The organism is Vagococcus luciliae (assembly GCF_024637875.1).
Taxonomy (GTDB): Bacteria; Bacillota; Bacilli; order Lactobacillales; family Vagococcaceae; genus Vagococcus; species Vagococcus luciliae.
In genome coordinates this window covers 1744354-1756638 of sequence record NZ_CP102451.1, presented here as the reverse complement: position 1 = coordinate 1756638, position 12285 = coordinate 1744354, and the positions used below count along the sequence as shown (strand labels likewise).

The following is a 12285-nucleotide window of genomic DNA, read 5'->3' as shown; positions in this document are numbered from 1 at the left end:
GGGTTTTTATTTGAGTTCTTTTTCTAGTAACACACAAATAATACCATCTTCAATGAATTCATCAGAAACAACTTTATAACCTAATTTTTGGTAAAAACCAATGGCTTGTTTTTCACCATGGACCCTAGAAAGCGTACAGTGTTGTTTTTTACCAATTTGTTCTAGTTCTAAAATGAGTCGCCTACCTAGTCCTTGTTTACGCATCATTTTGTGGACACATAACCTGTCTGGACGTAAAGTAGTCTCGTCATCTTGTTGGTATCTAATCGTTCCAACAGGACTTTTATCATGATAGATGACTAGATAAAAGGTGCTATCGATATCGAGTTCATCAAACTCAGATTTTAAGGATATGCCTTGTTCCTGGACGAAGACAAGTGTTCTTAGATAAAATGCAGCAGCTTTGTTCCAAGGGGCGTTATTAAAGACAATTTGAATCATATGATTCTCTCCTTTTCAAATAGATAGTTTCAGTGTATCATACTACTATCTGAATGTTGGAGGTAAGTATGAAAAAGGTATTAATTTATGGATTAGTGATTCTAATTATTTTCATTATCATAGGGTTAGGTGCAGGAGTTAATTATTTATTTAACTATGCAGTTGTAGCAGGAAAAAAAGATTTTATTAATGATGTAAAACAAGAAAAAATTGACAAAGATTGGCAGTTTTCAGCGAATCATTTAAGTGGATGGACAATAAACAGTGATGATGGATTAAAGTTAGTCGCTAAAAAAGTCACACATGATACACCAAGTAAAAAAGTTGCGATTGTAGCTCATGGCTATATGGGGAAAAGTGATTTTATGGGACAATATGCTCAACTTTTTTATGATGCTGGTTTTGATGTATTGGTGCCAGATAATCGTGCCCACGGGAATAGCGAAGGAAAATATGTGGGATTTGGCTGGTTAGATCGAAACGATTATGTGAAGTGGATTAACACAGTGATAAAAGAATATGGTGAACAGGTTGACATTGTTCTGTATGGTTTAAGCATGGGGGCAGCAACTGTCATGATGACAAGTGGTGAGGAGTTACCAGAGCAAGTGAAGGTTATCATTGAAGATTGTGGGTATGATTCAGTAGACAATGAATTGGCTTTTCAGTTAAACGATATGTTTCATCTGCCAGCTTTTCCAATGATTCCACTAGCTTCTGGTTACACGAAACTTCGTGCTGGGTATTCATTTAGTGAAGCAAGTGCTGTCAAACAATTAGAAAAAAATAGATTACCAATGTTATTTATCCATGGAGATCAAGATGATTTTGTTCCTAAAGAAATGGTTTATGAAGTGTATCATGCTACAAAAGGACCGAAAGAATTAGTTATTTTCGAAGGAGCAAAACATGCAGATTCGTTAAAAAAACACCCTGAAGAATACAAAAAAACAATCGAAAACTTTTTGGTGAAGTATCTTCCAAAATAGTTAAGACGCATTGACAGGTAGAGGTTTTTTCATTATAATTTATATGCAACTTAAGGATATATTTTTAAATGATTAAATGAATCAGAGAGTGCTTATTTGGTGAAAGAGTGCAACTAATTTAAAAATGCTCCCTTATGACTTTGATAGTAACCTATCACGTGTTTTCGCGTTAAGAAAGTAAAAGAGGTAATGACTGTCAAAGCATCATTGCAATCAAGGTGGTACCGCGGTAAACGTCCTTGACTGCAGGGGTGCTTTTTTATTATTTTTAGGAGGAATATGAATGAAACAATTATCAAGTAGTCAGGTTAGACAATTATTTTTAGATTTTTTTGAAACAAAAGGGCATAAAATTGAACCAAGTGCCTCTCTTGTCCCAATTGATGATCCAACATTATTATGGATTAACTCTGGTGTGGCGACATTAAAAAAATATTTTGATGGGTCTGTTGTACCTGAAAATCCAAGAATTACTAATGCTCAAAAAAGTATTCGTACTAATGATATTGAAAACGTTGGGAAAACAGCGCGTCATCATACGATGTTTGAGATGTTAGGAAACTTCTCAGTAGGAGACTACTTTAAAAACGAAGCGATCCATTGGGCTTGGGAATTATTAACAGGTGAAAAATGGTTTGGTTTGGATAAAGATAAATTATATGTGACGGTTCATCCTGATGATGAAGAAGCATTTCGTATTTGGCATGAAGAAGTTGGCTTACCAAAAGAGTCTATTGTTAAATTAGAAGAAAACTTCTGGGATATTGGAGCTGGTCCATGTGGTCCAAACTCTGAAATATTTTTTGATAGAGGACAAAAATACAATGATGTGGCAGAAGATGACCCAGAAAATTACCCAGGTGGCGAAAATGAACGCTATTTAGAAATTTGGAACTTAGTATTCTCAGAATTTAATCATACTGAAAACAATGAGTATTTACCATTGCCACATAAAAACATTGATACGGGTATGGGATTAGAACGTATGGTATCTATTTTCCAAGATGCTAAAACAAACTTTGAAACAGATTTATTTATTCCAATCATTGAAGCAACTCAAAAAATGTCTGATGGCAAAGAATATGGTAAAGATAGTGCAACAGATACGTCTTTCAAAGTCATTGCTGACCATATTCGTGCGGTATCATTTGCAATTGGCGATGGGGCTTTGCCATCAAATGAAGGGCGTGGCTATGTGTTACGTCGTTTAATTCGTCGTGCGGTGATGCATGGTAAAAAATTAGGAATTGATAAAGCCTTCTTAGTGGATTTAGTGCCTGTCGTTGGACAAATTATGGAGAGCTATTACCCAGAAATTGTTGAAAAACAAGACTTTATCCAAAAAGTGATTAAAACTGAGGAAGAAAGATTCCACGAGACAATTAATGATGGTCTATCAATTATTAGTGAGTTAATTAAAGATCTGAAAGCATCTAACCAAACAGTCTTATCTGGTAAAGATATCTTTAAATTATATGATACGTATGGATTCCCCGTTGAGTTGACCGAAGAGATGGCTCAAGATGAAGGGTTAAGTGTGGATCACGAAGGTTTTGAAATAGAAATGACGGCTCAAAGAGATCGTGCTCGTGCAGCTCGTTCGAAAGAAGAGTCAATGTCTGTTCAATCTTCTCTATTAACTGACATCAAAGTCGTTAGTGAATTTGTGGGATACACAGAAGACACTGTAGATGCTAAATTAATGGTAATTATTCAAGATGATGAAATTAAAGATGCGACAACTAAAGGCAATGCACAATTAATTTTTGGTCAAACACCTTTCTATGCAGAAATGGGTGGGCAAGTGGCTGATAAGGGTTCAATTTACAATGCATCAGGTGATTTAGTTGCCAATGTGGTGAACGTTAAAAAAGCACCAAATGGTCAATCACTACACCAAGTAGAAGTGTTTGGTGAATTAAAAACAGATGCTCTTTATCAATTAGTCATTGATAAAGAGTTACGTCAACGCATCACAAAAAATCATACAGCCACTCACTTATTACATCGTGCGTTAAAAGATGTATTAGGAGAGCATGCTAATCAAGCAGGGTCACTTGTAGCACCAGGTTATTTACGTTTTGACTTTACTCATTTTGAACAAGTGACACCTGAAGAGTTAAAACAAATGGAAGAAATCGTAAATGAAAAAATTTGGGCTCACTTACCAGTTGTCACAGTTGAAACAGACATTGATTCAGCAAAAGAAATGGGTGCAATGGCACTGTTTGGTGAAAAATATGGTAAAAATGTTCGTGTGGTAAATGTTGATGGTTACTCTATTGAATTATGTGGTGGGGTACATGTAAGCAACACTTCTGATATTGGGGTTTTCAAAATTGTTTCTGAATCAGGAATTGGAGCAGGTGTTCGACGTATCGAAGCTGTGACAAGTAAAGAAGCGTATGAGGCCTTTAGAGAAGAAGAAGGATTACTCCGTCAAGTATCTAAATTTGTTAAAGCACCTCAACTAAAAGATACTGTTCAACGTGTGGAACAATTACAAGAACAATTAAAACAAGCACAAAAAGAAGTAGAACAATTAAGTGCAAAATTAGCTAACGCTGAAGCAGAAGATGTGTTTAAAGACATCAAAGAAGTGGATGGCGTGACTTATATTGCATCTAAAGTAGCGGTTAAAGACATGAATCAATTACGTCAATTAGCTGACCAATGGAAACAAAAATCACTATCTGATATTTTAGTTTTAGGGTTAGTTCAAGGTGAGAAAGTTAACTTACTGGTAAGTATGACAAAAGAGATGAATGAGCAAGGATTGAAATCAGGTGATTTAATCAAAGCAATCGCGCCACTTGTTGGTGGTGGCGGTGGTGGTCGCCCTGACATGGCTCAAGCTGGTGGTAAAAATCCAGAAGGGTTACAATCAGCGCTTGATGCAGTCGCACCTTGGATAAGTGAACATAAATAAAAAAGAAAAAGCTTAGAAATCAACTGATTGGTTTCTAAGCTTTTTTGCTATTTATTTTTAATATAATACTCTAAAATTTGAACAGCATTGGTTGCTGCTCCTTTTCTTACTTGGTCACCACAACACCATAATGTTAAAACAGATTGGTTTCCTATTTTATTTTTACGAATTCGTCCAACGTAGACTAAATCTTGATTCGATGTATCTAACGGCATTGGGTATCCTTGATTGTCTAAATCATCGACTAATTTAACACCGTCTGTTTCACTCACAATTTGTCGTGCTTCTTCAACAGATAAGTCTTTATCTAAAAAGAGAGTAATGGCTTCAGAGTGAGAGCGAATAACAGGCACACGAACACAGGTACACGTTACATCAAGGTCAGGATGATGCAAAATTTTACGTCCTTCATTTTGTAATTTCATTTCTTCACTTGAGTGCCCTTCGTCATTAAAACCACCAATTTGAGGAATCACATTATAGGCAATTTGGTAAGGAAAAACATGAGGTGTAACGTCTTTTCCCTCTGCTAAGTCAGCTACTTGAGTTTCTAATTCTTCGATTCCTTGCTTACCTGCACCAGACACAGCTTGATAAGTTGAGACAATCATTGAGTTGATGGTTGCTTTTTTATGCAATTGTGCAATCGCGACAAGTGCGATAATGGTTGAACAGTTAGGGTTGGCGATAATTCCTTGATGATTAAAAATATCATCAGGATTCACTTCTGGTACAACTAATGGGACATTTTCATCTAGTCGATAAATACTTGAATTATCAATAATTAAACAGCCTTGTTTTTTAGCTTCTGGTAAATAAATGCGTGCAATGTCATCATCTAAGGCACATAGCACCACATCAATGCCTTCAAAACAATCTGTTGTAAGGGTTTCAATGGCTAATTCCTTGTCACCAAACATCTTGGTTTGACCAGCACTTCTTTTAGAAGCAAATAATTTCAATTCTTTAATCGGGATGTTGCGTTCTAATAAAGAATTTAACATCTCTTTTCCAACTTCACCTGTAGCGCCTAAAATAGCGACTGTTAATTGACTCATAAACTATCGTCTCCTTCGAATTCGTAGTAAATTGTTTGAATGGTTGTATTGTAATCTTCATTTTTAACCCCAATAATAATGGTCAACTCATCACTTGTTTGTGAGATGAGTGAGATATTAATGTGTTGTTTTCCAAGTGCACTAAACAAGCGACCACTCATACCTGTTTTATTTTTCATAAAACGAGAGATAATGGCGATTAAGGCAATATCATGAATCACGGTTACTTTATCTGCTTGTGTGATGGCTTTTAAATCAGAGATGACTTCATAATAAAAAGGTTTTAATTGCTCAGAATCAACAACTAGTGAGAAAGAGTCTACGCCAGTTGGAATATGTTCAACAATGATACGGTATTTTTCCATGCATTCTAATGCTTTTCTGATGGTACCAAAGTCATTGGACATATGGGATTTCACTACTGTGATAATGGAAAAATCCTTTTTACCTGTAATACCAGTGATTGCTTGACGCTTTTCTTGTTCGTCTTTAGCTGTAATGACTGTCCCATGATTATCAGGATCATTGGTATTTAAAATATGAATAGGAATTCCTTTTTCTCTAACAGGATTAACCGCTTCTTCATGGATAACATTTGCTCCCATATAAGCTAATTCACGTAATTCTTCATAGGTAATGGTTTCAATTTGTTTTGGGTCTCTGACAATACGTGGGTCAGCTTTTAGAATACCAGATACATCTGTCCAGTTTTCATAACAGACAGCATCCATTGCGCTAGCTAAAAAGCTTCCCGTAATATCACTGCCACCACGCGACATTAAGTGAATGGACTTATCAGGATAAGCCCCATAAAAACCAGGTACTACAATTTTTTCTGATCGTTTAATATGATGTTGGATGGCTTGACAGGAACGCTCTTCGTCTATTTGCCCATTTGGTTTAAAGATAATAATATCTTTAGCATCGATAAAGTGAAATCCCAAGTAGTTACTTAAGAGTTTAGCAGTTAAAAATTCACCACGACTGACTAAATAGTCTATATCAATAGAATCTTGCATTTTAGCATATAAAAAGTCTAAATCTTCAGAGATATTAGAGGTTAAATCAAGTTCGCTCTCAATTTTAGTTAATTTATCACGAATCATTTGAAATAAGCCATCAAAAGGCATCCCATATCGTTTATGTTCATAGCATAAGTATAATAAGTCAGTCATTTTATGATCATCTGATTGTTCTTTTCCACTAGCGCTTGTGACCACAACTGTTCTTGTTGGGTCACTATCAATGATATGCTTAACTTTTCTAAATTGTGTCGCGTTTGCTACACTGCTTCCACCAAATTTTGTTACTTTAATCATGCCAATCCTCCTGAGTAATCACTCTCACAATAAGAGCGTCTTTTAATTGTGTTTGCTTTTTGATGTCAGATAAAGTGATTGGATGAGTGATAAGGTAGTCGCCATCTGTTTCTTTAATTAAATTAGCATCAACTGATTCATTTGTTCGGATAATGAACGTATAGTGGTTTTGTTTGGTATCAATTATAACACTATTTTCGTCATTATCAGTATCTAGATACGACATATTTTTTGAGATATCTAATATATCTTGGATTACTGCGTTAGCTGTTGGTAATTTTCCAGCGCCTTGTCCGTAGAATTTTAGTGTTCCAATTGTTTGGCCTTCAAGACTAGCGATATTATTGTTACTTGGAATCGTTGCTTCGACAAATGTTTCCGGAACAGCATGTAACGAAATAATCCCCTCGTCATGCGTAATTTCACCAATGTATTTTACAATATGGCCTTTTTGTTTGAAGTAATGAATATCGTCTTTTGTGATGTGTTTCATTGAGTGAACAAAGAAATCATCTGGATCGAGCTTTTTATTGAATGCTTTTCTAGCAGAAATAATTAATTTATTTAAGACATCAAAGCCATCAATATCCGCACTTGGGTCAGCTTCTGCGTAACCTAAATCTTGGGCTTCTTTTAACACATCTCCAAAATCTTCATTTTCTTTTAACATGGTATCTAAGATAAAGTTTGATGTACCATTTAAAATACCATAACATTTTGAAATAGCATCAATTCTTGAAGCTAACTCCACGTTTTTGATCCATGGAATCCCACCACCAACACTTGCTTCAAAGTTTAAGGACACACCATTTTCTTTTGCTAAATTAGTTAGTTCATCATAATGTCTAGCAATGACTGCTTTATTTGCAGTAACGACATGTTTTTTACTCTTTAACATACGGGAAATTAAATCAAAGGGGACATCAATACCACCTAAGACTTCAACGACTAATTCGATTTCTTTATCGTTTATAATGTCATCGATATCTGGACAAAAATTAGGAATATCGATGTTTTTTTTGGGTCGTGACCATATCTTTTTTACACTAATTGCTTTTGCTAAATTTTTTTTCTGTAAAATTTCATACACACCTGAACCAACAGTCCCATAACCAAGTATGGCGATTTTCATAATAAGTCCTCCTATAAAATACACTTGTTTTTATATGGTGAACATTGTATCATAGACTAAAATGAAAGACAAGGAGTGTTATGATGGAAAAAAAATATCAAAGTACAAGAAATAAAACGATTCAATTTTCTGCTAGTCAAGCGATTTTATCAGGGTTAAGTCCTGATGGAGGATTGTTTGTCTTGCCTAACTTAGATGATGTGAATTTAGATGTATCGACTGTTTTAGATAAGGACTACCAAGAGATTGCCTCACTGGTTATCAATCAGTTTTTCAATGAGTTTTCAGAAAATGACATCAAAAAATGTGTGAAAGAGGCTTATACAAACACATTTAGTGATGAAAAAATCACGCCACTAAAAAAAGTAGGCGATGATTATGTTTTAGAATTATTCCACGGGTCAACGTGTTCATTTAAGGATGTTGCCTTATCACTGCTACCAAAACTAGTAAACTTATCCGCAAAAACACAACATAATACGAACAAACGATTAATTTTAACAGCCACAAGTGGTGACACTGGTAAAGCGGCTTTAGAAGGATTTAAAAATGACCCATTAGTTGATATGATTGTGTATTATCCAAATAATGGGGTATCAACCATTCAAGAAAAACAAATGCAAACACAAGACGGAGGAAACGTGTCAGTTGTATCAATTAATGGAAACTTTGATGATGCACAGAGTAATGTGAAACGTTTATTCCATGATGAAGAATTAGTGGCATTATTAAAAGACCATCACATTGAGTTTTCAAGTGCGAACTCAGTTAATATTGGACGATTGATTCCGCAAGTAGTTTACTACTTTGCGTCATACGCAGAACTTGTTAATATGGACGAGATAAAACTTGGTGAAAAGATCGACTACATTGTGCCAACAGGAAACTTTGGTAATATTTTAGCCGGATATTACGCACAACAAATGGGGCTACCAATCAATAAACTCATTTGTGCCTCAAACGAAAATAACGTATTATATGATTTCTTAAAAACAGGGGAGTATGACACCAATCGTGAGTTTAAAAAGACGAGCTCACCAAGTATGGATATTTTAATTTCATCAAACTTAGAAAGAATGTTGTTCCATTTAAGTGGGGGAGATGCTGGTTATGTGGCTGACTTGATGACTCAATTAAAAACAACAGGAAAATTCAAGATTTCTGATGAATTATTAAAAACCATTCAAGAAACATTCGGTACTGGCTATGCAACGGATAAACAAGTGGCTGAGCAAATTGACAAAGTGTATAACGAAAAAGGTTATTTACTTGATCCGCATACAGCGGTGGCGTCTTACGTATTAGAAAATAGCCCTGAAAAGAAAGAAAAAACCGTGATTTTATCAACAGCTTCTCCATATAAATTTGTCCAAGAAGTGAGCAAAGATATTCCAGACCTTGCGATTGATAGCGCGCAAGATGAGTTTAAATTAATTGATGAGTTAGAAGAAAAAACAAACGTCTATGCACCAAGTCAGTTGAAAGACTTGAAACATGCACCAATTTTACATAATCAAGTGATTGATATTGATGAAATGAAAGATATTATTATTAAACAGGTAGGTGAGTAATAATGGTGTGTATTAAAGTTCCGGCAACATCTGCCAATGTCGGTGTTGGGTTTGACACATTAGGTTTAGCTGTGACGTTTTATGGTGAGTGTGAGGTTGAATTATCAGACAAGTTGGAGATTACAGGGTGTCCTGTGGAGTTTCAGACAGAAGATAATTTAATTTATCAGTCATACAAATATGTGCTAGATAATCTAAAAAGGGCTGTGACACCAATTAAATTACAGATTGATAGTGATATTCCGTTTGCACGTGGTTTGGGTAGTAGTGCAGTATGTATCGTGTCAGGTGTGTTAGCAGCCAATGAGTTGCATCAGCTTCATTTAAGTCAAGATGAGTTGGTGCAGTATTGTACTCAAATTGAAGGGCATCCTGATAATGTCGTGCCTGCTTTACTAGGTGGATTAAGTGCCTCTTATCAAATGGGTGACGACATTTTTTTCCAACATTATCCAGTTGATGAGTCATATCAATTTGTGGCGTTTGTTCCCGATTTTACGTTGGAAACATCAGTCGCACGTGGAGTGTTACCTGAAAGTTATCCGCTAAAAACGGTGATAGCCAATCAAGCAAAATTATTGTTTTTATTAGACGCATTAAAAACAGGAGATGCGGCTAATTTAGATCAATTTTTAGATGATGGCATTCATCAGCCGTATCGAAAAAAATTAATTGACGAATATGATATAGTAGAAAATATCGCTAAAAAATCAGGAGCAAAAGGGTTTTATATCTCAGGAAGTGGGTCAACGCTGATGGGAGTCTATAATCAGTCAGTCAACATGGAGGCGTTAAATGATTCTTTGAAGTCGCTGAAACATCATTGGAGAGCTCTTGATTTATCAGTGGACTATAAAGGAGCAAACGTATGTCACAGAACTATCTAATTGTTAATCAAGCTGTCTTACCTGAAGTTTTTTCAAAGGTTATTGAGGCAAAAAAATTACTTAACTCAGGAGATTATAAAAATATTAGTGAAGTGGTTAATGAAGTAGGCCTTTCAAGGAGTGCCTTTTATAAATATAAAGACCATGTCTTTGTGGCTGATAAAACAGCACAAATTAGAAAAACATTGATTTCATTTAATCTAACAGATAAAAAAGGCTTGTTGTCTTCTGTGTTAAATCGTTTGTCAGAGTTAGGTGGAAATGTGTTAACCATTAATCAAAATATTCCCATTCAAGATACAGCAACCGTTGTGATGGGAATTGATATTAAAGAACTATCAGTGTCAGTGAATGAACTCTTAGTTGAATTGGAAAAATTAACAGGGGTCAATCATCTACAACTCTTATCAATTGAATAATAAAAGCCGGACACGACGATTTAAGTTTTCGTGTTCGGCTTATTTTTTAGTTAGTTTCTAATTTTTCTATACAAGAAGAAATGTGTTCGATTGTTTTATCGATGTCTTCTTGTGTCGTTTCAGGCGAGATGGTACACATACGTAATACCGTTTTCCCTTGAAGTTTTGTTGTCAAAATTTGAGCAAACCCTTGATTAGAAATCATATTTGAGAGGGCTGTATTGAACGAATTTAATTCTTCTTCACTTAAACCTTCACGTTGATATCTAAAGTTCAGAATCGCTGTTTGAGCAGGTGTGATAATCTCTAATTTTGGTGTGTTTCGCACGACGGACTCAGTGTATTCAGCTAATTTGATTCCGTAATCAATCGTGTCACCTAATTTTTTCGTTCCAAGTGCTTGTATGGATAACCATAACTTCACGCCACGAGCTGGACGAGACAAATCAAGTCCTAAATCCCATGTGTTGATGTGCTCGTTTTCAGAAGCATCTTCTAAATACTCAGGCGTTTCACTAAAACTTCGCAATAAATCGGCTTTATCTTTTACCAGTAACATCGCACAAGAGTAACTTTGGAAGAGCCATTTATGTGCATCCCACGTGATACTATCAGCCTGTTCAATCCCTTTAAGTAGGTGAGTGTGGCTTGATGATAATAACACCGATGCGCCAAACGCTCCGTCCACATGCAACCATATATCTTCTTCTTTACAAATTTTAGCCAATTCAGGTAATGGATCAATCACCCCTGCATTTGTTGTTCCGGCTGTTGCAATCACGATAAAAGGACGTAACGCATTCTTTTTATCCGTTTTGATTGTTTCTTGTAGTGCTGTTGGGTCAATTTTTAATTGCTCATCTGTTTTTACACGGCGAATTCTTTCATCTGGAATGCCAATCGCGTGAAGTGCTTTATGAACACTATGATGTGCCTGATCAGAAATATAAACCACACCTCTTGTGATGTCATCTAATGATAAATATTTGTCTCTGGCAGCTATGGTGGCATTTAAATTTGCCATTGAGCCACCTGATAGGAAAGTCCCACTTGCTTTTTTTGGATCATATCCAGCTTTTTCACATAAATAAGCCATCATTTCTTCTTCGATGACAGCTGTTCCAGAGCTAGAATAAAAACCAGCCGCATTAGGATTATAAAATGATTCCATTAAATCCCCTAATTTGGAAATATCCATAACGGGAGCAGGTATGAATGCAAAATTTCGTTTATGTTCACTAACATTTCTAAAAGGATAGATACTTTCTTCTAAAGTTGTGAGTAAACTAGATAGGTCTCGTCCTTCTTCAGTAAAGTCTAAAGTTTGTAATTGTTTGATTGTTTTTTCTGGAATAATGTCGATTGGTTTTCCTTGTTGGATGGTATGTATATTGTCATAAAAAGTATCGATAAATCCTTTCATATAATCTTGAATGTCCATTATAAATTCCCCCTACTAATGATAGTTTATGCCTCATTATTCTATCATAGTTATTTTAAAAAAAGTGTTCTCATTTGTATTTGTAGTTAGGTGATTCAT

At 35.4% G+C, this 12285-nt stretch carries 10 protein-coding genes; 5 read left to right on the top strand and 5 right to left on the bottom strand.

Going from position 1 to position 12285, the window contains the following annotated elements; all coding sequences use genetic code 11:
* Positions 1-6: 6 nt before the first annotated feature.
* On the bottom strand, positions 7-441 hold the full coding sequence (locus G314FT_RS08480; RefSeq protein ID WP_257700558.1) for a GNAT family N-acetyltransferase: 435 nt from the start codon (positions 439-441) through the stop codon (positions 7-9).
* A gap of 68 nt (positions 442-509) precedes the next feature.
* On the opposite strand from G314FT_RS08480, the gene G314FT_RS08475 reads away from it, so the two are divergent.
* Together G314FT_RS08475 and alaS are read left to right on the top strand one after the other, a co-directional pair.
* Complete coding sequence (locus tag G314FT_RS08475; protein WP_257700556.1) at positions 510-1430, top strand: alpha/beta hydrolase; 921 nt, start codon at positions 510-512, stop codon at positions 1428-1430.
* Between the two features lie 283 nt (positions 1431-1713).
* Positions 1714-4359, top strand: a complete 2646-nt coding sequence (gene alaS / locus G314FT_RS08470; protein WP_257700554.1) for an alanine--tRNA ligase — start codon at positions 1714-1716, stop codon at positions 4357-4359.
* A gap of 47 nt (positions 4360-4406) precedes the next feature.
* On the opposite strand, the gene G314FT_RS08465 is transcribed toward alaS, so the two are convergent.
* Genes G314FT_RS08465 through G314FT_RS08455 form a run of 3 tightly spaced genes read right to left on the bottom strand, consistent with a single transcriptional unit; the run spans position 4407 to position 7868 of the window.
* Positions 4407-5417, bottom strand: a complete 1011-nt coding sequence (locus G314FT_RS08465; protein ID WP_257700549.1) for an aspartate-semialdehyde dehydrogenase — start codon at positions 5415-5417, stop codon at positions 4407-4409.
* On the bottom strand, positions 5414-6736 hold the full coding sequence (locus G314FT_RS08460) for an aspartate kinase (protein ID WP_257700547.1): 1323 nt from the start codon (positions 6734-6736) through the stop codon (positions 5414-5416). The genes G314FT_RS08465 and G314FT_RS08460 overlap by 4 nt, the downstream gene beginning before the upstream one ends.
* Positions 6729-7868: a homoserine dehydrogenase gene (locus G314FT_RS08455; protein WP_257700546.1), complete on the bottom strand. Its 1140-nt coding sequence runs from the start codon at positions 7866-7868 to the stop codon at positions 6729-6731. Before G314FT_RS08455 ends, G314FT_RS08460 begins: the two co-directional genes overlap by 8 nt.
* 83 nt (positions 7869-7951) lie before the next feature.
* Here G314FT_RS08455 and thrC point away from each other — a divergent pair, with 83 nt between their 5' ends.
* Genes thrC through G314FT_RS08440 form a run of 3 tightly spaced genes read left to right on the top strand, consistent with a single transcriptional unit; the run spans position 7952 to position 10745 of the window.
* Complete coding sequence (gene thrC / locus G314FT_RS08450; protein ID WP_257700544.1) at positions 7952-9439, top strand: threonine synthase; 1488 nt, start codon at positions 7952-7954, stop codon at positions 9437-9439.
* A 2-nt stretch (positions 9440-9441) separates the two neighbouring features.
* Positions 9442-10326: a homoserine kinase gene (gene thrB / locus G314FT_RS08445; RefSeq protein ID WP_257700542.1), complete on the top strand. Its 885-nt coding sequence runs from the start codon at positions 9442-9444 to the stop codon at positions 10324-10326.
* The gene (locus G314FT_RS08440) at positions 10308-10745 is read left to right on the top strand and encodes an ACT domain-containing protein (RefSeq protein WP_257700540.1); all 438 of its coding nucleotides are present in this window, start codon (positions 10308-10310) and stop codon (positions 10743-10745) included. Before thrB ends, G314FT_RS08440 begins: the two co-directional genes overlap by 19 nt.
* Before the next feature lie 46 nt (positions 10746-10791).
* On the opposite strand, the gene G314FT_RS08435 is transcribed toward G314FT_RS08440, so the two are convergent.
* Positions 10792-12186 (bottom strand): pyridoxal phosphate-dependent decarboxylase family protein, encoded by a 1395-nt coding sequence (locus G314FT_RS08435; protein ID WP_257700539.1) that lies wholly within the window; start codon positions 12184-12186, stop codon positions 10792-10794.
* Positions 12187-12285 lie beyond the last annotated feature (99 nt).

Coding starts and splice junctions, on each gene's coding strand:
- G314FT_RS08435 (WP_257700539.1), bottom strand. CDS start 12,186: ATGGACATTCAAGATTATATGAAAGGATTTATCGATACTTTTTATGAC.
- G314FT_RS08440 (WP_257700540.1), top strand. CDS start 10,308: ATGTCACAGAACTATCTAATTGTTAATCAAGCTGTCTTACCTGAAGTT.
- G314FT_RS08475 (WP_257700556.1), top strand. CDS start 510: ATGAAAAAGGTATTAATTTATGGATTAGTGATTCTAATTATTTTCATT.
- G314FT_RS08480 (WP_257700558.1), bottom strand. CDS start 441: ATGATTCAAATTGTCTTTAATAACGCCCCTTGGAACAAAGCTGCTGCA.
- G314FT_RS08455 (WP_257700546.1), bottom strand. CDS start 7,868: ATGAAAATCGCCATACTTGGTTATGGGACTGTTGGTTCAGGTGTGTAT.
- alaS (WP_257700554.1), top strand. CDS start 1,714: ATGAAACAATTATCAAGTAGTCAGGTTAGACAATTATTTTTAGATTTT.
- G314FT_RS08465 (WP_257700549.1), bottom strand. CDS start 5,417: ATGAGTCAATTAACAGTCGCTATTTTAGGCGCTACAGGTGAAGTTGGA.
- thrB (WP_257700542.1), top strand. CDS start 9,442: ATGGTGTGTATTAAAGTTCCGGCAACATCTGCCAATGTCGGTGTTGGG.
- G314FT_RS08460 (WP_257700547.1), bottom strand. CDS start 6,736: ATGATTAAAGTAACAAAATTTGGTGGAAGCAGTGTAGCAAACGCGACA.
- thrC (WP_257700544.1), top strand. CDS start 7,952: ATGGAAAAAAAATATCAAAGTACAAGAAATAAAACGATTCAATTTTCT.